Here is a 19570-nt window from a genome sequence, read left to right on the forward strand (position 1 = left end):
GGCTCCCTCGGTCACCGGTGCACCGCCGTCCGGGTCGCGATAGTCCACTGTGGACACTGCCTAAGTGGTCTCGGCACGGCGCCGGCCCGCGCGGTTACGATGCGGTCGCCATGTCATCAGCTTCGGGGGGGTCCGGTGCCGACCAGAATCGTGGAACTCAGGCCGCCGCGCCACGCGCTCGACCGCCGTGCGATCACGTGGTGGCGCTGGCAGTGGGCGCTCGGCTTCGCGCCGGCGGTCGTCGTGCTCGCGCTGCTCGGGCTGCTGATCCCGCCGGCCGCGGTCTGGCTGCTCGTGCCCGCCGCGGTGGTCGCGCTCGTCGGCGTGGCGTGGTGCGCCGTGCTGCCGGTCTGGTGGTTCGGCCTGCACCGCTGGGAGGTCACCGACACCGCCGTCTACGTGCGTTCGGGGTTCCTGTGGCAGGAGTGGCGCGTGGCGCCGCTTTCGCGCGTGCAGACCGTCGACACGCTGCGCGGGCCGCTGCAGCAGCGCTTCGGGCTCGCCACCGTCACCGTGACCACGGCGTCGGCGCGCGGCGCGGTGCGGCTGCGCGGGCTCGACGCGCAGGTCGCGGCCGACGTCGCCGAGCGGCTGACCGAACGCACCGACGCCACGCCCGGGGACGCGACGTGAGCGAGTGGCGCCGGCTCGACCGCCGCACCCTCGGCGTCACCGCGCTCCTGCTCGCCGGCGTCTCCTTCTCGGCCGCGGTCCCGACGCTCATCGGCGCCGGGCTCCCGGCGCTCCCGTGGCTGGCCGCGGGCGCGGTCCTGCTCGTCGGCGGGGGTGTGCTGGCCGACCTCGTCCGCTGGCGCCACACGCGGTTCCGCCGCACCGCCGAACGCCTCGAGGTCGAGTTCCGGTTCGTCGTCCACACGCGCAAGTCCCTGCCGCGCGAACGCGTCCGCACCGTCGACCTGACGGCCAACCCGCTGCACCGGGCGCTGGGCGTCGCCGTGCTGAGCATCGGCACCGGGCAGCACGAGCGGTCCGGCCAGGGCCGCATCACGCTCGCGCCGCTGGCCCGCGCCGACGCCGAAGCGCTGCGCTCCGAGCTGCTGCACCGAGTCGCGACGACGCCGCTGGACGGTCCACTCGCGACACTCGACCCGCGCTGGATCCGTTACGCGCCAGTGTCTTTCGTCGCGCCCGCGCTCGGGCTGGCCGGGTTCGGCGCGCTGTTCAAGGTCGCCGACTGGTTCGGCGCCGGCGGCGGGCTGCTGCACTGGCTCCTGACGCTGTTCGGTGAGCTGCCGCTCGCCGTGAGCATCCTGCTCCTGCTGGCGCTCGCGGTCGTCGCGGGCGCGGCGGGCGCGGCCGGGCTGTTCGTCGAGATGTGGTGGCACTACCGGCTGGAGCGCGAGCCGGGCGGCACCCTGCGCGTCCGCCGCGGCCTGCTCACGACCCGTTCGACCACGCTCGAAGAGCGGCGGCTGCGCGGAGTCGAGCTCGTCGAGCCGCTCGGGGCCCGGCTTGCGGGAGCCGCGCGCGTCGACGCCGTCGCCACGGGCATGAAACAGCGTGAAGACGACAAGACCGACAACAAGACGCTCCTGCCCCCGGCCCCGCGGGCCGTCGCGCACGACGTCGCGGCGCGGGTGCTGGGCGAGCCGGTGCTCGAGGACGTCCGGCTCGTGCCGCACCCGCCGGCCGCGCGCGGGCGGCGGCTGCGCTGGGCCCTGCTGACCGCGCTCGCGCCGGTGCTCGTCCTGCTGGTGCTCGGGGTGCTGCTCACCGACGTCCTGCTGGTCCTCGGCGGGGCGCTCGCGGTGGTCACGCTGCCGGTGGCCGTGGTCCTGGCCCTGGACGCCTACCGCAACCTCGGCCACGGCTTGACCGACGCGCACCTGGTCAGCCGCTGCGGGACAGTCCGGCGCGGCACGGTCGTGCTGACGCGCGAAGGCGTCATCGGCTGGACGGTCAAGCAGTCGGTCTTCCAGCGCCGCCGCGGGCTGGCGACGTTCACCGCGACCACCGCGGCGGGATCCGGCGCCTACTCGATCCGGGACGCCGGCGCCGGCGAAGGACTGGAGTTCGCCGAGGCGGCCGTGCCCGGGCTGCTGACGCCGTTCGCTTCGGCGGCCGCCGAAGCGTCGCGGGCCTAGGTTCGGGGCATGGACGAATTCCGTGCCCTGCACGTCCCCGGGTCCCCGCTGCTGCTGCCGAACGCGTGGGAGTTCGGCGTCGGCGCCTTCCTCGCCGCCCAGGGCTTTCGCGCCCTCGGCACGACCAGCCTCGGGGTGTCGGCCGCGGCGGGGGAGCCCGACGGCGCGCCGTCGACGCGGGACACGACCGTCGCGCTGGCCGCGCGCCTGGCCCGGCTGGACGCGCTCGTCAGCGTCGACATCGCCGACGGCTTCAGCGCGGACCCCGCCGCGGTGGCCGACCTCGCCGAGGAGCTGGCCGGAGCGGGCGCGGTGGGCGTCAACCTCGAAGACGGCCGGGCCGACGGCTCCCTGGCCGCCGCCGACGTCCAGTCCGCGCTGGTCACGGCGGTGAAGGAGCGCGTGCCGGGGCTGTTCGTCAACGCCCGGACCGACACGCACTGGGCGGGTGACCGCTCGGTGGCCGAAGCGGAGACGCGGGTGCGCGCGTACGCGGCGGCGGGCGCGGACGGCGTCTTCGTGCCCGGCCTGGCCGACCCGGCCGACGTCGAGCGGATCGTCGCCGTGGGCCTGCCGGTGAACCTGCTGTTCCTGCCCGGGAAGGTGACGCTCGCCGGGCTGGCGGAGCTGGGCGTCGCCCGGGTCAGCCTGGGGTCGCTGCCGTACCGGATGGCGCTCGCGGCGGCGGCCGAGACGGCGTCGGCGGTGCGGGACGGCCGGGAGCTGCCGCTGAGCCCGCCGAGCTACGCCGACGTCACCGCGCTGCTCCCGTGAATCCGTAATCGGCTTGCCCCGGTCTGCTTCGCTCAGGACATGCACGCCTTCGGAAGCGACTTCGCCGTCCCGCCCGGCTACCTGAACACCCCCAGCGTGGGCGTCCCGCCCGCGCCGGTGGCCGCCGCGGTGGCCGAGTCGGTCGACCGCTGGCGGACCGGCGCGAACCGGCCGGGGGACTTCGACGAGCACGTCGCGCGGTCGCGGGCGGGGTTCGCGCGGCTGCTGGGGGTCGACCCCGGGCGGGTCGCGATCGGCGCGTCGGTCTCGCAGCTGGTGGCGAACGTCGCCGCCGCGCTGCCCGCCGGCACCCGCGTGCTCGCCGCCGAAGGCGACTTCACCAGCGTGACCTTCCCATTCGCGGCGCAGGACGTCTCGATCACCGAAGTGCCCCTCGAACTGCTGCCCGAGCGGGTCGAGGGGCACGACGTCGTCGCGGTGAGCGTCGTGCAGTCCGCCGACGGCCGGATCGTGGACCTCCCGGCGCTGCGCGCGGCCGCCGAAGCCGCCGGGGCCGCCGTCCTGCTCGACGCGACCCAGGCAGTCGGCTGGCTGCCGCTGGACGTCGCCTGGGCGGACTGGGTCGTCGCGGCGGGGTACAAGTGGCTCCTCTCGCCTCGCGGCAGCGCGTGGCTCGCGGTGCGCCCGGATGCCCGGCAGCGCACGCGGCCGGTCGCGGCGAACTGGTACGCCGGGGAGGACCCGTGGACCACGGTCTACGGCCTGCCGCTGCGCCTGGCCCGCGACGCCCGCGCGTTCGACCTCTCGCCGGTCTGGCTCGCCCAGGTCGGCGCCGCGGCGGCGCTGGAGTACCTCGGCGGGCTCGACCTCATGCAGGTCAGGGCGCACAACACGGGTCTGGCCGACCTGCTGCTGGAGAAGCTCGGCCTGCCGCCGCGCGGCACCGCGATCGTGGCGCTCGACGCCGACCCGGAGCGGGTCGCGGCGGCCGGGATCGTCTCGAGCGTGCGGGGCGGCCGGGTGCGCGTCGGATTCCACCTCTACAACACCGCTGACGACGTCGAACGCGTCTTACACGCATTCGAGTGAACGCCGCCGAGCCGGTGAACTACCGTATGGCCCCGTGGTTGGTGCGCATTTCACCCCAGGCCCGTCCGACACGGCCCCGCTGGGCGCGGTTCCCCCGCAGCCCCGCCCGCCGGCGCCGGGCCCGCCGGCGCGTGACACCCGGTCCCTGCTGCTCAGGGGCGCCGGGCTGGTCGCGATCGCCGTCGTCTCCGGCCTGCTCTGGTTCCTGATCCGGCACGACTCGACGCCGGCGGAGCCGGTCGCGCAGCCGCCGGCCAAGAGCACCGGGCAGTACCAGTTCACCAAGGTCGCCGGCCCGGACCGCGTCAACGACTGCACGGCGAAGGCCTACGGCCAGACCCAGAAGTTCTTCCAGGACACGCCGTGCCAGTCGCTGGCCCGCGCGCTGTACACGACGGAGGCCGGCGGCGCGAAGGCGCTGGTGTCGGTGGTCGTGGTGGGGATGCCGGACTCGACGAAGGCCAAGGCGCTCAAGACGCTGACCGACAAGGACGACACCGGCAACGTCACGGACCTGGTGCGGGACAAGACCTACACCGGCGGCGGCGCCCCCAGCGTGAGCGGCAAGAACTCGGCCTACTCGTCGAAGGTCGAGGGCACGAGCACGACGATCGTGCTGGCCGACTTCTACGACAAGCACACGGACAAGAACCTGATCGAGAAGATCGCGGACGACGCCCTCCGCCTGTCCGCCGAGCTCCAGGGCTGACCCGCCCCGAGCGCCCCCTCGGAGGCGCTCGGGGGCCGGGCTCAGCTCGCCTGGCCGGGCATGGCGATCGCCACCGGCTTCTCGCCCGCCTCGGACCGCCACGGCGTCCCGCGCCGCGAAGCCGCCACCAGCGCGTGCAGCGCCGTGGTCCGCAGGCCCGCGTCGTCGGTGTGGTTCACCACCGCGAGCCAGGCCGACGCGCAGTCCGCCTCGGCCGTCGCGACCACCAGGGCCGCCGACGCCGAGTCCGTCACCGGCTTCTTCGGCACGTACGCCGCCTCAGGAGCCACCGGGGTCGCTCCGGACGCCGCGAGCATCGTCTGCACCAGGTCACGGCGCAGGGCGTGCTCGGCGGCGCCGCTCTTCTCGGCGTCCCCGAAGTCGGCCGGCAGGAACGCGCCGACCAGGCCGTACACCCAGACCGCCGCGTGCTCGGCCGCGAGCGCGACCTGCAGCGGGTCGACGGCCTCTGCGGGCACGGCGCCGCCGGACCCGGTGAGCGCCGGGGCGTCCTCGCCGGGGCCGAGCGCGGGGGCCGTGCGCTGCAGCGCCGCGCAGCCCGCCGCCACCGCCGCGACCAGGCCGGCGCGGTAGCGGGGCAGCCCGCCGACGAGGTCTTCGGCCTGCTTGCGCGCGGTCGCCAGCCGCGCCTTCAGCTCGCTCAGGGCCGCGGGCGCGGGCGGCGGCGCGGCCGACGTCCGGGGCCGGTTGAGCCGGTCCACTTCGGACTTCAGCGCGGCCGCGTGCGCCGCGCGGGCGTCGGCCAGCTGGCCCGCGGCTTCGGCGTCGGCGCCCTTGGCCAGCGCCCGCGCGGCGGCGGCGTCCGCCTCGGCGGCGGCCAGCAGCGGCTGCAGCGGGTCGGGGCTTTCGTCGTAGCCGGGCCCGCACGCGGCCAGGGGGACGGCCAGCGCGGCCAGCGCCCCCGCGCGGAGGGCGGCTCGACGGGTCAGGTCGGTCGGTCTTCCGGTCACGTCGGCCCATCCTGCCAGGCCCCGGGCCGCCCCCGCCGCTCGCGCGTGCCGAGGGGGCGACCGGATAAGCTGGTCCACCACCGACCCGAACGCCCGGACCCGAACAAGGAGAGCCCCACGTGCCAGGAGAACTCGCCAGCCGGCTTCAGCCGATAGTGGCCGAAGCCGTCACCGCCGCGGGTTTCGACCTCGACTCCTTCGAGGTGCAGCAGGCCGGCCGGCGGCAGCTGGTCAAGGTCGTCGTCGACTCCGACGACGGGATCGGGCTGGACGAGGTCGCCGAGATCAGCCGCACGGTCTCCGCGGCGCTCGACGAGAACGACCACGTGCTCGCGAGCGCGTACACGCTGGAAGTCACCTCGCCGGGCCTCGACCGGCCGCTGACCCAGCAGCGGCACTGGCGCCGCGCGCGGTTCCGCCTGGTGAAGGTCACCCCGGCCGAAGGCGCGGCCTTCGTGGGCCGGGTCGGTCACGCGGGCGAGGACGCCGCCCGCGTCCTCGAGGGCGGCAAGCTCCGCGACGTCCGCTACGCCGACGTGGCGAAGGCGGTCGTGGAGATCGAGTTCAAGCAGCCGCCCGCCGAGGACCTGAAGCTGTTGGAAGACGACGCGTCCGGCATGATCGGCGCCGGTCAGGCCGAGACGGAGAAGGGGTCGAAGTGAACGTCGACATCGCCGCGTTGCGGGCGATCGAACGGGACAAGGACATCCCCTTCGAAACGGTGATCGAGGCCATCGAGACGGCCTTGCTCACCGCGTACAAGCACACCGAGGGCCACCAGCCGCACGCCCGCATCGACATCGACCGCAAGACCGGCCTGGTGCGCGTGCTCGCGCGCACGCTGACCCACGACGGCGAGACCGACGAGGAGTGGGACGACACCCCCGAGGGGTTCGGCCGGATCGCCGCGACCACCGCGCGCCAGGTCATCCTGCAGCGGCTGCGCGACGCCGAGCACGAGAAGACCTTCGGCGAGTTCTCCACCAAGGAGGGCGAGATCGTCGCCGGTGTCATCCAGCGCGACGCCCGCGCCAACGCGCGCGGCATGGTCGTGGTCCAGGTGGGCGACACCGAGGGCGTGCTGCCCTCGGGCGAGCAGGTGCCGGGGGAGTCCTACGAGCACGGCAGCCGGATCAAGGCCTACGTCGTCACGGTGGCGCGCAGCAACCGCGGCCCGCAGATCACGCTCTCGCGCACGCACCCGAACCTGGTGCGCAAGCTCTTCGCGCTCGAGGTGCCCGAGATCGCCGACGGCACGGTGGAGATCGCCGCCGTCGCGCGCGAGGCCGGGCACCGCACGAAGATCGCGGTCAAGTCGACGGTGCCGGGGGTCAACGCCAAGGGCGCGTGCATCGGCCCGGTCGGCGCCCGCGTGCGCAACGTGATGAGCGAGCTGGCCGGCGAGAAGATCGACATCATCGACTTCTCCGACGACCCGGCCCGCTTCGTCGGGAATGCGCTGTCGCCCGCGAAGGTTGTTTCCGTCCGAGTAGTGGACGAGCGGGCCAAGACCGCTCGCGTCGTGGTGCCGGACTTCCAGCTGTCGCTGGCGATCGGCAAGGAGGGCCAGAACGCCCGCCTCGCCGCCCGTCTGACCGGCTGGCGGATCGACATCCGCAGCGACGCCGCACCGGTGGACGACGAGGGTGATCAAGACCACGCCCGTCCGTCGCGGCCCGCCGCGACAACCGGTTCGGCTGAGTGAAGGTCGAAGCGCTAGACTCAGGAGTGGTTCAACGCCCGCGGCGGGTAGCCGAGCACCAGCCCCACCGGAACGCTCCGGTGCGGACTTGTGTCGGTTGCAAGCGGCGGGCATTGATCGGTGAGCTGCTGCGCGTGGTCGCGGTGGCCGGGCGGGTGGTCGTCGACGAGCGTCGGCGGCTGCCGGGCCGGGGAGCTTGGCTGCACCCCGACCCGGACTGCCTGGCCAAGGCCGAACGGCGGCGAGCCTTCCCGAGAGCCTTGCGGGCTCCCGGGGCGCTCGACGCCCGCGAGGTCCGCGAGCACGTCGGGCGCACCACTACGCACCACGAAGCCGGGACGTTCCCGGCTTCGCGAGGAACCAAGGAAGCAGGTCGACCCGTCATGAGTCAGCCGTGAAGCTGAAGCCATGAACGCGCGACGATAAGGACGAGGTCAGCGGGTCCCCGCCTGGCCTCCCCTAGATGAGGAGAGCTGTGCCAGGCAAGGCCCGCGTACACGAGCTCGCAAAGGAGCTCGGCATCACCAGCAAGGACGTTCTCGCGAAGTTGAAGGAACAGGGCGAGTTCGTCAAGTCCGCGTCGTCCACGGTCGAGGCGCCCGTCGCCCGCCGTCTTCGCGACGCGTACGCCCCCAAGGGCGCCAAGAAGCCGGCGCCGACCCCCGGTCCGTCGGCCCGTCCCGGGCCCCCGGCCGCCAAGCCGGGCGCTCCCGCGCCCAAGCCCCCGGCGCCCGCGCCGCAGCAGCAGGCCCCGGCGGCGAAGGCCGCCCCCGCGCCCGCTCCGCAGCAGCAGGTCCCGGCTTCGAAGCCGGCCGCGAGCTCCGGTTCGCGTCCCGCGACGGGTCCCGGCCCCCGGCCCGGTCCGCGTCCGCCCGCGCCCGCTCCGCAGGAGCAGGTCCCGGCGGCGAAGGCCGAAGCCCCGGCCGCGCCCAAGCAGGAGGCCCCGGCCGCCTCGGCGGGCAACACCGGTTCGGTCGTCCCGCCCAAGCCGCAGGGCCCCAAGCCCGGCGGTCCCAAGCCCGGTCCGCGCACCCCGCGGGTCGGCAACAACCCGTTCGGCGTCGGTTCCGGCGCCCCGCCGCGCCCGCAGGGCCCGCGCCCCGGTGGCGGTCAGGGCGGCGACAACCGCCCGCCGCGTCCCGGTGGCACCGGTGGCGGCGGTGACCGCCCGGCTCCGCGTCCCGGCGGTGGCGCCGGTGGCAACCGGCCGAGCCCGGGCAACATGCCCCCGCGGCCGAACCCCGGCATGATGCCGGGCCGCACGCAGCGTCCCGCCGGTCCCGGTGGCGGCGCTCGTGGTGGACCCGGTGGCGGCGCCCGTGGCGGCCCCGGTGGCGGCGGCGGTCGTCCCGGTGGCGGCGGCGGCGGTTTCCGCGGCGGTCCCGGTGGCGGTGGCGGCGGCGGTGGCTTCCGCGGCGGTCCCGGTGGCGGCGGTGGCGGCGGCGGCTTCCGTCCGGGTGGCGGCGGCCCCGGTGGCGGCGCCCCGGCCGGTGGCGGCGGTTTCCGCGGCGGCGGCGGTGGCCGTGGTGGCCCCGGTGGCCGTGGCGGCACCGCGGGTGCCTTCGGGCGCCCGGGTGGTCCCTCGCGCAAGGGCCGCAAGTCGAAGCGGCAGAAGCGCCAGGAGTACATGGACAACATGCAGGCGCCCAGCGTCGGCGGCGTCCGCCTGCCCAAGGGCCAGGGCGAGACGATCCGGCTGCCGCGGGGTGCTTCGCTGACCGACTTCGCCGAGAAGATCGACGCCAACCCGGCTTCGCTGGTGCAGGTGCTCTTCCACCTCGGCGAGATGGTCACCGCGACGCAGTCCGTGTCCGACGACATCCTCGAGCTGCTCGGCGGCGAGATGAACTACGTCGTCCAGGTCGTGTCCCCCGAGGAGGAGGACCGCGAGCTGCTGGAGACGTTCGACATCACGTACGGCGACGACGCGGGTGGCGAAGAGGACCTGCAGGTCCGGCCGCCGGTCGTGACCATCATGGGTCACGTCGACCACGGTAAGACCCGCCTGCTCGACACGATCCGGAAGACGAAGGTCCGCGAGAGCGAGGCCGGCGGCATCACGCAGCACATCGGTGCGTACCAGATCGAGACCGAGCTCGAGGGCAACCCGCGCCTGATCACCTTCATCGACACCCCGGGCCACGAGGCGTTCACCGCCATGCGTGCCCGTGGCGCCAACTCGACCGACATCGCGGTGATCGTGGTGGCGGCCGACGACGGTGTGATGCCGCAGACGGTCGAGGCGATCAACCACGCTCAGGCCGCCAAGGCCCCGATCGTGGTCGCGATCAACAAGATCGACAAGGAAGGCGCGAACCCGGACAAGATCCGGCAGCAGCTGACCGAGTACGGCCTGGTCGCCGAGGAGTACGGCGGCGACACGATGTTCGTCGAGATCTCCGCGCGGCAGAACATCAACATCGACGGCCTGCTCGAGGCGATCCTGCTGACCGCCGACGCCGCTCTGGACCTCCGGGCCAACCCGGACATGGAGGCCCAGGGTGTCGCGATCGAGGCGCACCTCGACCGCGGCCGCGGCCCGGTGGCCACCGTCCTGGTCCAGCGCGGCACGCTGCGCGTCGGTGACTCGGTCGTGGCGGGTGACGCCTACGGCCGCGTCCGCCGGATGGTCGACGAGCACAACGTCGACGTCACCGAGGCGCTCCCGTCGCGTCCCGTCCAGGTCATCGGGTTCACCTCGGTGCCGGGTGCGGGTGACACCTTCCTGGTGGTCGACGAGGACCGCGTCGCCCGGCAGATCGCCGAGCGCCGGTCGGCTCGCACGCGGAACGCGCTCAACGCGTCGCGCCGCAAGCGGGTCAGCCTCGAGGACCTCGACTCCGCCTTGAAGGAGACGAACAGCCTCAACCTGATCATCAAGGGTGACAACTCGGGTACGGTCGAGGCCCTCGAAGCCTCGCTGCTCCAGCTGGACGTCGGCGACGAGGTCGAGCTGAACGTGGTCCACCGCGGTGTCGGTGGCGTGACCGAGTCGGACATCGACCTGGCGACCGCGTCCGACGCGATCGTCCTCGGGTTCAACGTCCGCGCCCAGGGCAAGGCGACCGAGCGGGCCACCCGCGAGGGCGTCGACGTCCGGTACTACACGGTCATCTACCAGGCGATCGACGAGATCGAGCAGGCCCTCAAGGGCATGCTCAAGCCGGAGTACGAAGAGGTCGAGCTGGGCCGCGCGGAGGTTCGCGAGGTCTTCAAGTCCTCCAAGATCGGCACGATCGCGGGTTGCCTGGTCATGTCCGGCGAGATCCGGCGCAACGCGCGGGCCCGGCTGCTGCGCGACGGCACTGTCGTCGCGGAGAACCTGCCGATCAGCTCGCTGCGGCGGTTCAAGGACGACGTGGTCGAGGTCCGCGAGGGCTACGAGTGCGGTCTGACGCTCGGTTCGTACGGCGACATCAAGGTCGACGACCAGATCGAGACGTACGAGCAGCGCGAGAAGCCGCGAGCGTAAGGAAGTTCGACACCGGGTGTGCGTTCTCGCGCACACCCGGTGTTTCCCTACTACACCACCAAAATTGCTTATGTTCGTCGGAGCCCTCGAGCTCGACATCCTGCTCGGTGACGTTCACTCGCTGAAGCAGAAGCGATCCGTGGTCCGTCCGGTGCTGGCCGAGGTGCGCAAGCGCTTCGCCGTGTCGGTGGCCGAAGCCGGTCACACCGACCTGCACCGGCGGACCCTCATCGGGGTGGCCGTGGTCGCCGAAGGTGGCGAGCACGTGCGCGACGTGCTCGACTCGTGTGAGCGGTACGTGGCGAGCAGACCGGAGTTCGAGCTGCTCACCGCACGCCGCCGGCTGCTCGGTCCGGAAGACTAGGAGAGAGACATGGCTGATCCTGCTCGGGCTCGCAAGCTCGCCAAGCGGATCTCGCAGATCGTGGCGTCCGCGATCGAGCACGAGGTCAAGGACACCCGGCTGGACTACGTGACCATCACGGACACGAAGGTCACCGGCGACCTGCACGACGCCACGGTGTACTACACGGTGCTCGGCGAGAAGCTGGACTCGGTGCCGGACTTCGCCGGCGCGGCCGCCGCGCTCGAATCGGCGCGCGGGATGCTGCGCACGAAGGTCGGGCAGGGCACCGGGGTCCGCTACACGCCGACGCTGACGTTCGTCGCGGACACGATTCCCGAGGAGTCGAAGCGGATCGAGGACCTGCTCGCGAAGGCCCGTGAGGCCGACGCGGAGGTCGCGCGCCGCTCGGCCGGCGCGCAGCACGCGGGCGAACCCGACCCGTACAAGGCGCCTCGCGAAGAGGCCGAAGACGACGAGTTCGCGGAGGAGGAGAGCCGGGGCTGACCCGTGCTCTCCCGCCGCGGCCTGCTCGCCGGCAGCGCACTGACGCTGCTGGCGGGCTGCTCGACCGCCCAGTCCGGGCCGCCGCCCGGCCCGGCCGCGGTGCCCGCGCCGTCCCGGCCGACCGCGCCTCGCGACCTGGTGACGGTCCAGCGCATGCGGTCGGCGGCCCGCGGCGCCGACGTCGACCTCGTGCTCATCACCCCCGCCGGGGTTCCGGCGTCGGGGCTGCCGGTGTGCCTGGCCCTGCACGGCCGTGGCGCCCGCGCGCGAACCTTCCTCGAACTGGGCGTCCCGGACCTGCTGACGGCGGCCGTGCGCGCCGGCGCCCCGCCGTTCGCCGTGGCCGCGGTCGACGGTGACCACTACTGGGTGGACGTCGGGTCCGGGGACGACCCGCAGCGCATGCTCACCGAGGAGCTCCCGGGCTGGCTGACCGCCCGCGACCTGCGTCCGGCGTCGGCGGTGCTCGGCATTTCGATGGGCGGCTTCGGCGCGCTCCGGTTCGCCCGCTCCCACCCGGACCTGAAGGCGGTGGCCACGGCGAGCGCGGCGCTGTTCGTCAGCTGGCCGGATGCCCGCAGCCGCAAGGTGTTCTCCGGTGAGGACAACTGGCGCGCGGAAGAACCCTTGCTGCACCCCGGTGAGCTGCGTCCGGAGGCGCTCGGCGTCTGGTGCGGGGAGTCCGACCCGTTCCTGGGCGCGGACCGCAAGCTCGTGAAGGCGGTTTCCCCGGCCGTGTCCCGGTTTTCCCCCGGTGGGCACAAAGACGAGTACTGGCGCGGCATCCTGCCGGACGTGCTGAAGTTCGTCGGCCGGCGGCTAGCGTGACGCGAAGAGAATCGCCTGGGGCACCTCGGCTCCCGGGTTCAGCCGCCACTCGGCGTCGACGGTGAACCCCGCGTTCCGCAGCCACCGGGCCAGGTGCGCCGGCTGTCGCAAGTGGACGTTGACCCGCATCGGGTGCCCGTACCCCTCGGTCTTGAGCCGGGTTTCGTCGCCGACGTGGAAGCCGATCACCAGCCGGCCGCCGTGGCGCAGCACCCGCCGGAACTGGCCCAGCGCCACCGGGACCTCGGCGTCCGGCACGTGGATCAGCGACCAGAACACCAGCACCCCCGCGACGGACGCGTCCGGGAGGGCGAGGTCGGTCATCGAGCCGACCTCGAACCGCAGCTCGGGGTGGTTCCGCCGGGCCAGGCCGACCATCGCCGGGGACAGGTCGACGCCGGACGCGTCGACCCCCAGCCCGGCCAGGTGCGCGGTGAAGTGCCCGGGACCGCAGCCGACGTCCACCACCGGCCCGTCGGCCTGCGCGGCGAACACCGAGAGCGCCGCGCGCATGTGCGGGTGCTTCTCGAGGGCGTCCGCCACGAACTCGGCGTAGTTCTCCGCCACCGTGTCGTAGGACGCGCGGGTGTCCGCGAGCCAGGTCATCGGGCGCGCAGCCCGTCCAGGACCATGCCGAGCGCGCGCCGCCAGTCCGGGGTCGCCGTCGCCGCGGCGAACACGATCGCCAGGTCCTCGCCGCGGAAGTCCCGCCGCAGCGCCCCGGCCTCCTGGGCCCGGGTGATGATCCGGTTCATCCGGGAAGCGTTGTCCTGCTTGGCTTTCTCCAGCCCGGACGCCGGGTCGAAGGCCCGCGAGCAGATCTCGGTGAAGCCGCGGTCGGACACCTGCATCAGGACCGACCGTTCGAGGAAGAGCACAAAACCGTCCCACGGATCGTCGACGGCGAGCGCCTCGTCGGCGACCGCCCGCGCTTCCTCCAGCGTCGGCAGGAACGCGGCCTCGACGAGGTCGGCCCGCGTCGGGAACCGGTTGTAGAGGGTGCCGATCGCGACCTCGGCGCGGCGGGCGATCTCGTCGAGCGGGGCGTCCACGCCCTTGGCCCCGAACACCTCGCGCGCCGCCGCGACCAGCGCCTCCCGGTTGCGCCGGGCGTCCGCGCGCAGGGGGCGTTGCTCGACCGTCACGGCCCGGATTATAGCCAAACCGACGCCCCTCCCAGGCTCCGCACGCGCGGGCGGCCCGTCCGGTTGCCTCCTGATCGGAACCTCACAGTGCCGCACCGCCCCGCCGACCGGGAGCACAATGGGTGAGCGGGGGATGCCCCGCGTCGAGGCGGACGGGGCGAGGAGGCCGGCACATGCATTCCGACCTTTCGCCGTCGGGCCGCACCGGAGTCCTCCTGGTCGGCACCCGCGGGCAGCGGGGGCCCGGGGAGGTGCTGATCAGGATCCGGGGCGGGTTGGAAACCTTCCTCGCCTGGTCCGACACGGAGCTGCCGAAGGGGACGACCGTCCTGGTCGTCGAAACCCGGGGCCGGCGCACGGTCGACGTCGTGGCGTGGGACGTCCCGGAGTCCACGCCAGAACCCCCTTCCTAGTGTTCGTCTAAGGACAGTCGATGTTCGGTTACCGCGTTCCGGCCCCCAACGAGGCCATGCTGATTTCGGGCGGCAAGAGCAGCAAGGGTTCGTCGCCGTTCCGGGTCGTCACCGGTCACGGCGCGTTTGTCATGCCGGTCTTCCGGAAAGTCCGGTTCCTCACGCTTTCCATGTGTGAGGCCGAAGTGACCGAAGTGTGCGTCACGAAACAGGCGATCGCCCTGACCGTGCGGGCGGTGATCGCGTTCAAGGTCGGCAACGACACCGAGAGCATCGTCAACGCCGGGCAGCGCTTCCTCTCCGACCAGGACCAGATGTCGGTGCTGACCGGCCGGATCTTCTCCGGGCACCTGCGCTCGATCATCGGGTCGATGACGGTCGAGGAGATCATTACCGAGCGGCAGAAGCTCGCCACCGAGGTGCTGGACGGCTCGGCGGTGGAGATGGCGAAGATCGGCCTGTCCGTCGACGCGCTGCAGATCCAGTCGATCGACGACATGAAGCTCGGCTACATCGCGGCGATGGCCGCGCCGCACAACGCCGCGATCCAGCGGGACGCCCAGATCGCCCAGGCCGTCGCGAACAAGGCCGCGGCCGAGGCCGAGCAGGAGTCGCAGCGGACGCAGGCGGAGTACGCCCGGCAGACGTCGATCGTGCAGGCGCGTTACCGCGCCGAGGTCGAGGCGGCCCAGGCGCAGGCCGCCCAGGCCGGGCCGCTCGCGCAGGCCAAGGCGCAGCAGGAGGTCATCGACGCGCGGACCGAGCTGGCCCAGCGTGAGGCCGAGCTGCGGCAGCAGCAGCTGGTGGCGGAGGTGATCAAGCCGGCCGACGCGGAGGCCGAGCGGATCCGCATCCTCGCGCTGGCCGACGCGGAGAAGATGCGCGTGCAGGCGGAGGCGGCGGCGTCGAACAACCGCGTCGCGCTCGACCGGATGCTCATCGACCAGCTGCCGATGATCGTCAAGGAGGCCGGGCGCGGGCTGGCCGGCGCGAACGTCAACATCCTCAACGGCGCCGACGGCCTGGGCGAGATGGCCGCCGGGCTCGTCGGCCAGGGACTGTCCATTCTGGACTCGGTGAAGCGCGGGCTGAGCACCCCGCCGCCCGAGCCCGCCGGGGCGCCGGAGGAGAACGGGCAGGCGCCGGTGAAGGGTGAGCTCACCCAGTAGCGCTTTGTCGACTCAGGAGGCGGGCTTCACCGCGACGACCAGGTCACGCAGGATGGCCTGGTCGACCCGGTGGGTGAACTCCGCCCACGGGCCGCCCTCGCGGACGTCGAGCCCGGCCTTGCGCAGCACCTCGGTGAGCTCTTCGCGGGGCAGGACGGTGGTGTTCCAGGAGATGCCGAGCGCGCCGCCCGGGCGCAGCACCCGCGTCCACACCGGGACGGCCGCCGCCAGCAGGTCACGCGGGCTGCGCTGCAGACCGGCTTCGCGGTGGCTGCCGTGCTGCACGCCGTACGGCGCGTCGGTGACGATCACGTCGCACGAGTTCGCCCGCAGCACCTCGTCGGTGGTGAGCGTGTCGGCCTGGAAGTAGGTGAGCTTGCGGGTGTCGCCGGTTTTGTAGTCTTCCTTGTCCAGCGCGTACTCGATGTCGAGCCGGCGCCCGAGGCGGACCTTGTTGCGCCGCAGCTGTCCCGAGTCGGCGGTGTGCTTGACACGCTTGTTCCGCAGCCACGTCTTGATGAACGCCTCGTAGGCCTCGAAGTCCTTGGCGTCGACGTCCAGGCCGGTGGCGTGTAGGCCGTACATGATCGCCTGGTTGAGCGTGGTGCCGCGGCCGCACAGCGGGTCGAGCAGGTACTTCGGCTTGTCCCCGAAGGGATCCGCGGTGGCCAGCAGCGTGACGTTCAGCAGGAGCTTCGTGAACGACTCGTTGGTCTTGCCGGCGTACTTCAGGATGGTCAGCAGGTCCGAGCCGGCCTTCGCCAGCGGTGTCACGGTGACCGGACGAAGGACGCCGTCACCCAGCTCGAACAGCGCGTAGAGCGAAGACAGGTTCGACAGCAGCGCGATGTCGGGCTCGCCGAGCGCCGCCGAGCTGGTGAACCGGACGTAGCCGACCCCGCCGAGCTCGACGTCCTCGATCCCGGACAGCTCGGCCGACAGCGCCGCGCCGAACACCGCCAGCTCGGCCCGCAGCAGCGCGGGCGCGGAGGCGGCGTAGACCCGGTTGGCGGACGGGTGGACCAGGATCACGTACTCAGGCATCCCGCAGAGCGTAGCGTGACGCACCGTGACCCCTACTTTGGCGCAGGACATCCGCGACGCGGCGGCGCTGCTGCGGTCGGCCACCGACGTGACCGTGCTCGGCCACGTCCGCCCGGACGCGGACGCCCTCGGCAGCGCCCTCGCCCTCGGCCGGGCGCTGCGCCAGCGCGGCGCGAAGGTGCGCGTCTCCTTCGGCGAGCCCGACGAGGCGCCGGAGACGCTGCGGTGGCTCGACGAGGACGGCCTGCTCACCCACCCGGACGACCTGCCGGACACCGAGGCGCTGCTGGTCTGCGTCGACACGCCGGTGCCGAAGCGGCTGGGCCGGCTGGCCGGGCGGGTCGAGCTCGCCGGGTCGGTGCTGGTCATCGACCACCACGCGACCAACACGTGCTACGGCGGCTGCAACGTCGTCGACGAGACCGCCGAGGCCAGCGCGATCCTGGTGTTCCGGATCCTGGACGAGATGGGCGTCACCCTCGACGAGCCGATCGCGCGCGGGATCTACGCGGGGATCGTCACCGACACGAGTGGTTTCCGGCGGGCGAGTCCCGAAACGCACCGGATGGCGGCGCGGCTGCTGGAGGCGGGCGTCGACGCCGAAGCGGTGGTGCGGCGGATCGTCGACGAGCGGCCGTTCACGTGGCTGCCGATGCTGTCGGCCGTCTTGCGCGAGGCCGAGCTGGAGCCGGAAGCCGCGCAGGGCAAGGGTTTTGTGCACGCGGTGGTCCGCGTCGACGAGGCGCGCACAGTGCGGGGCGAAGAAGTCGAGTCGGTGATCGACGTCGTCCGTTCGGTGCGCGAGGCCGCCGTCGCGGCGGTGCTCAAACAGGACGTGACGAACCCGGCGCAGTGGCAGATCTCGTTGCGCTCGATCGGAATCGACGTCTCGGCGGTGGCGTCGGAGTTCGGCGGCGGCGGGCACCGGCAGGCCGCGGGCTGCACGATCGCGGGCAGCGCCGAGGAGGTCTTGGCCGGACTGCGGGATGCGCTGGAGCGGGCGCCGCTGCTGTGAGATTCCCGTCAGCCGGAACTGTCGGTGGCGGCGGTTAGAGTCCGGTTCGTGGTGAATGTGGACGAGATCGAACGGGTGCCGGCGAAGCGCGTGCTGGGCCTGGCCGTGCCGGCGCTGGGCGTGCTGGCCGCCGAGCCGTTGTACGTGCTGGTCGACACCGCGGTGGTCGGCCACCTCGACGCGCTGTCGCTGGCCGGCCTCGCGCTCGGCGGGGTCGTGCTGGCCCAGGTGTCGAGCCAGCTGACGTTCCTGTCGTACGGCACGACGTCACGCACCGCCCGCCTGCACGGCGCGGGCCGGCGCGTTGACGCGGTGCGCGAGGGTGTGCAGGCGACGTGGCTGGCGCTGCTGGTCGGGCTCGTCGTGCTGGTCGCCGGGCAGCTGCTGGCCTGGCCGATCGCGCGGGTGCTCTCGGGCAGCGATGTCACAGCCACGGCTGCCGTGTCGTGGATCCGGATCGCCCTGTTCGGCGCGCCGATGATCCTGGTCACGATGGCCGGCAACGGCTGGATGCGCGGGGTGCAGGACTCGGCGAAACCGCTGCGGTACGTCCTGGCGGGCAACGGGATTTCGGCGGTGCTGTGCCCGGTGCTCGTCTACTGGGCGGGGCTGGGCCTGGAGGGGTCGGCGATCGCGAACGTCGTCGCGCAGGTGATCTCGGCGTCGCTGTTCTTCGCGGCGCTGGTGAAGGAGAAGGTCGGGCTGCGGCCGGACTTCAAGGTGATGCGCGCGCAGCTCGGCCTCGGCCGCGACCTGGTGCTGCGCAGCCTGGCGTTCCAGGCGTGCTTCGTCTCGGCGGCGGCCGTCGCGGCCCGGACGTCGACGGAGGCGGTGGGCGCCCACCAGATCGTGCTGCAGCTGTGGTCGTTCCTCGCGCTGGTGCTGGACTCGGTGGCGATCGCCGCGCAGTCCCTGGTCGGCGCGGCACTGGGGGCGGACTCGGCGCGGCAGGCGCGCGGGGTGGCCGGGCAGATCACCCGGTACGGGCTGCTGCTGGGGTGCTTCCTGGGGGTGGTGTTCGCGGCGCTGTCGTGGGTGCTGCCGCACGCGTTCACGTCCGACCCGGGGGTGCTGGCGGAGATCCCGCACGCGTGGTGGTTCTTCGTGGCGCTCCAGCCGATCGCGGGGGTGGTCTTCGCCCTGGACGGCGTCCTGCTCGGCGCGGGCGACGCGGCGTTCCTCCGCAACGCGACGCTCGGCAGCGCGGCCCTGGGTTTCCTCCCGCTGATCTGGGCGTCCCTGGGCTTCGGCTGGGGCCTCACGGGCATCTGGATCGGCCTCTCGCTGTTCATGGTCTTCCGCCTGGCGGCGGTCCTGGCCCGCTGGCGCTCCGGAAACTGGGCCGTCACCGGCGCCATCCGCCCCGCCTGACCCCGTAACTCGCGTGATCCAGCCCGGAACTCGCGTGATCAGACCCGGAACTCGCGAGTTACGGCTCCAATCACGCGAGTTACGGATTCAGACACGCGAGTTCCGGGCTCAGTCACGCGAGTTCGGGGTCAGGCTCGTGACTGGCGGACTCGGCGGTCCACCAGGCGGCGCAGGATCGGGGCCGCGAGCGGGCCCAGCGCCGCGAGCAGGGCCACCGACCGGTCCGGGTACACCGCGTACCGCTCCCGCTCCACCGCCCGGACGATCGCCGACGCCACGGCCTCGGGCGCCATCGGGCGGATCGTGCCGCTGATCGCCGCCGTAGCCGCGGGCTTCCAGCGGTTCTCCTCCGCCAGCTGCGGGGTGTCGACGTCCGGCGGGTACACACACGCGACGTGCACCCCGGCCGGGTTCAGCTCGTCGCGCAACGCCTCCATCAGCCCGCGCACCGCGAACTTCGCCGGCGCGTACGCCGTGTACCCGTAGATCCCCAGCACCGCGGCCGCCGACGAGATCGCGACGATCGAGCCGCGGCCCCGCCGGACCATCGACGGCGTCACCGCCCGGACCGCGTGCAGCGTCCCGAAGTAGTCGACCTCCACCATCCGCCGGAAGACCTCGTCGTCCAGCTCCAGGAACTCGCCCGGACGCGCCTGGCCCGCGCACGTCACCAGCACGTCGCACGGCCCCGCCGAGGCCGCCAGCTCCGCGAAGACCGCAGACACCTCCGCCTGCACCGAGACGTCGGCGACGGCGGTCCGGACCGAAGCGCCGCGTGACTTCAGCGACACCGCGGCCTTCCGCAGCCGCGATTCGTCCCGCGCCACCAGGGAGACCGACGCGCCGCGCGCGGCCAGCGCCGCCGCCGTCGCCAGCCCGATCCCGCTGGACCCGCCCGTGATCACCGCGTGCGCCCCGTGCAGCCCGGTCACGACACCACCCCCGAATGTGA

21 protein-coding genes are annotated in these 19570 nt (G+C 73.2%); 16 read left to right on the plus strand and 5 right to left on the minus strand.

The window, feature by feature from the left end:
• Positions 1–135: 135 nt before the first annotated feature.
• The 5 genes from ACZ63J_RS39475 to ACZ63J_RS39495 all read left to right on the plus strand — a co-directional run bounded on the left by ACZ63J_RS39475 (position 136) and on the right by ACZ63J_RS39495 (position 4638).
• A complete protein-coding gene (locus ACZ63J_RS39475; protein ID WP_465399356.1) occupies positions 136–633 on the plus strand; it encodes a PH domain-containing protein in 498 nt (165 codons plus the stop codon).
• Positions 630–2105, plus strand: a complete 1476-nt coding sequence (locus ACZ63J_RS39480; protein WP_465399355.1) for a PH domain-containing protein — start codon at positions 630–632, stop codon at positions 2103–2105. The genes ACZ63J_RS39475 and ACZ63J_RS39480 overlap by 4 nt, the downstream gene beginning before the upstream one ends.
• Positions 2106–2114: 9 nt before the next feature.
• Positions 2115–2879, plus strand: coding sequence for an isocitrate lyase/PEP mutase family protein (locus ACZ63J_RS39485; RefSeq protein ID WP_465399354.1), 765 nt, complete (start codon positions 2115–2117; stop codon positions 2877–2879).
• A gap of 39 nt (positions 2880–2918) precedes the next feature.
• Positions 2919–3929, plus strand: a complete 1011-nt coding sequence (locus tag ACZ63J_RS39490; RefSeq protein ID WP_465399353.1) for an aminotransferase class V-fold PLP-dependent enzyme — start codon at positions 2919–2921, stop codon at positions 3927–3929.
• A gap of 79 nt (positions 3930–4008) precedes the next feature.
• The gene (locus ACZ63J_RS39495; RefSeq protein WP_465399627.1) at positions 4009–4638 is read left to right on the plus strand and encodes a hypothetical protein; all 630 of its coding nucleotides are present in this window, start codon (positions 4009–4011) and stop codon (positions 4636–4638) included.
• Positions 4639–4679: 41 nt separating this feature from the next.
• Here ACZ63J_RS39495 and ACZ63J_RS39500 read toward each other — a convergent pair whose 3' ends face one another.
• The gene (locus ACZ63J_RS39500; RefSeq protein WP_465399352.1) at positions 4680–5609 is read right to left on the minus strand and encodes a ferritin-like domain-containing protein; all 930 of its coding nucleotides are present in this window, start codon (positions 5607–5609) and stop codon (positions 4680–4682) included.
• Between the two features lie 119 nt (positions 5610–5728).
• Here ACZ63J_RS39500 and rimP point away from each other — a divergent pair, with 119 nt between their 5' ends.
• The 7 genes from rimP to ACZ63J_RS39535 all read left to right on the plus strand — a co-directional run bounded on the left by rimP (position 5729) and on the right by ACZ63J_RS39535 (position 12461).
• On the plus strand, positions 5729–6271 hold the full coding sequence (gene rimP / locus ACZ63J_RS39505) for a ribosome maturation factor RimP (RefSeq protein WP_465399351.1): 543 nt from the start codon (positions 5729–5731) through the stop codon (positions 6269–6271).
• The gene (nusA, locus tag ACZ63J_RS39510; RefSeq protein ID WP_465399350.1) at positions 6268–7314 is read left to right on the plus strand and encodes a transcription termination factor NusA; all 1047 of its coding nucleotides are present in this window, start codon (positions 6268–6270) and stop codon (positions 7312–7314) included. The genes rimP and nusA overlap by 4 nt, the downstream gene beginning before the upstream one ends.
• 110 nt (positions 7315–7424) lie before the next feature.
• A complete protein-coding gene (locus ACZ63J_RS39515; RefSeq protein WP_465335110.1) occupies positions 7425–7709 on the plus strand; it encodes a YlxR family protein in 285 nt (94 codons plus the stop codon).
• Between the two features lie 77 nt (positions 7710–7786).
• Complete coding sequence (gene infB / locus ACZ63J_RS39520) at positions 7787–10783, plus strand: translation initiation factor IF-2 (RefSeq protein ID WP_465399349.1); 2997 nt, start codon at positions 7787–7789, stop codon at positions 10781–10783.
• Between the two features lie 70 nt (positions 10784–10853).
• Entirely contained in the window at positions 10854–11147 is a 294-nt protein-coding gene (locus tag ACZ63J_RS39525) for a DUF503 domain-containing protein (RefSeq protein ID WP_155545954.1), read from the plus strand.
• Between the two features lie 9 nt (positions 11148–11156).
• Entirely contained in the window at positions 11157–11633 is a 477-nt protein-coding gene (rbfA, locus tag ACZ63J_RS39530; RefSeq protein WP_465399348.1) for a 30S ribosome-binding factor RbfA, read from the plus strand.
• Positions 11634–11636: 3 nt separating this feature from the next.
• Positions 11637–12461, plus strand: a complete 825-nt coding sequence (locus ACZ63J_RS39535; RefSeq protein ID WP_465399347.1) for an alpha/beta hydrolase — start codon at positions 11637–11639, stop codon at positions 12459–12461.
• Here the strand turns inward: ACZ63J_RS39535 and ACZ63J_RS39540 are convergent.
• On the minus strand, positions 12453–13067 hold the full coding sequence (locus tag ACZ63J_RS39540) for a class I SAM-dependent methyltransferase (protein WP_465399346.1): 615 nt from the start codon (positions 13065–13067) through the stop codon (positions 12453–12455). The two genes, ACZ63J_RS39535 and ACZ63J_RS39540, sit on opposite strands and share 9 nt — an antisense overlap.
• A complete protein-coding gene (locus ACZ63J_RS39545; RefSeq protein WP_465335122.1) occupies positions 13064–13606 on the minus strand; it encodes a TetR/AcrR family transcriptional regulator in 543 nt (180 codons plus the stop codon). Before ACZ63J_RS39545 ends, ACZ63J_RS39540 begins: the two co-directional genes overlap by 4 nt.
• 173 nt (positions 13607–13779) lie before the next feature.
• Between ACZ63J_RS39545 and ACZ63J_RS39550 the strand changes: the two genes are divergently transcribed.
• Positions 13780–14019 carry a hypothetical protein gene (locus ACZ63J_RS39550; protein ID WP_465335123.1) on the plus strand — a complete coding sequence of 80 codons (240 nt, stop codon included), beginning with the start codon at positions 13780–13782 and terminating at the stop codon, positions 14017–14019.
• 20 nt (positions 14020–14039) lie between these two features.
• On the plus strand, positions 14040–15188 hold the full coding sequence (locus ACZ63J_RS39555; RefSeq protein ID WP_465399345.1) for an SPFH domain-containing protein: 1149 nt from the start codon (positions 14040–14042) through the stop codon (positions 15186–15188).
• 12 nt (positions 15189–15200) lie between these two features.
• Here ACZ63J_RS39555 and ACZ63J_RS39560 read toward each other — a convergent pair whose 3' ends face one another.
• Positions 15201–16232, minus strand: coding sequence for a TRM11 family SAM-dependent methyltransferase (locus ACZ63J_RS39560; protein ID WP_465399344.1), 1032 nt, complete (start codon positions 16230–16232; stop codon positions 15201–15203).
• A 25-nt stretch (positions 16233–16257) separates the two neighbouring features.
• Between ACZ63J_RS39560 and ACZ63J_RS39565 the strand changes: the two genes are divergently transcribed.
• Positions 16258–17247: a DHH family phosphoesterase gene (locus ACZ63J_RS39565; RefSeq protein ID WP_465399343.1), complete on the plus strand. Its 990-nt coding sequence runs from the start codon at positions 16258–16260 to the stop codon at positions 17245–17247.
• 51 nt (positions 17248–17298) lie between these two features.
• Positions 17299–18618 (plus strand): MATE family efflux transporter, encoded by a 1320-nt coding sequence (locus ACZ63J_RS39570; RefSeq protein WP_465399626.1) that lies wholly within the window; start codon positions 17299–17301, stop codon positions 18616–18618.
• A gap of 128 nt (positions 18619–18746) precedes the next feature.
• On the opposite strand, the gene ACZ63J_RS39575 is transcribed toward ACZ63J_RS39570, so the two are convergent.
• Positions 18747–19550 carry an SDR family oxidoreductase gene (locus ACZ63J_RS39575; protein WP_465399342.1) on the minus strand — a complete coding sequence of 268 codons (804 nt, stop codon included), beginning with the start codon at positions 19548–19550 and terminating at the stop codon, positions 18747–18749.
• Between the last annotated feature and the right edge of the window lie 20 nt (positions 19551–19570).

Source organism: Amycolatopsis sp. NPDC104863 (assembly GCF_055582965.1).

Bases quoted from the DNA above. Each gene is read 5' to 3' on its own strand.
- ACZ63J_RS39485 (WP_465399354.1), top strand. From the start codon at position 2,115: ATGGACGAATTCCGTGCCCTGCACGTCCCCGGGTCCCCGCTGCTGCTG.
- ACZ63J_RS39490 (WP_465399353.1), top strand. From the start codon at position 2,919: ATGCACGCCTTCGGAAGCGACTTCGCCGTCCCGCCCGGCTACCTGAAC.
- ACZ63J_RS39525 (WP_155545954.1), top strand. From the start codon at position 10,854: ATGTTCGTCGGAGCCCTCGAGCTCGACATCCTGCTCGGTGACGTTCAC.
- rbfA (WP_465399348.1), top strand. From the start codon at position 11,157: ATGGCTGATCCTGCTCGGGCTCGCAAGCTCGCCAAGCGGATCTCGCAG.
- ACZ63J_RS39540 (WP_465399346.1), bottom strand. From the start codon at position 13,067: ATGACCTGGCTCGCGGACACCCGCGCGTCCTACGACACGGTGGCGGAG.
- ACZ63J_RS39550 (WP_465335123.1), top strand. From the start codon at position 13,780: ATGCATTCCGACCTTTCGCCGTCGGGCCGCACCGGAGTCCTCCTGGTC.
- ACZ63J_RS39555 (WP_465399345.1), top strand. From the start codon at position 14,040: ATGTTCGGTTACCGCGTTCCGGCCCCCAACGAGGCCATGCTGATTTCG.
- ACZ63J_RS39560 (WP_465399344.1), bottom strand. From the start codon at position 16,232: ATGCCTGAGTACGTGATCCTGGTCCACCCGTCCGCCAACCGGGTCTAC.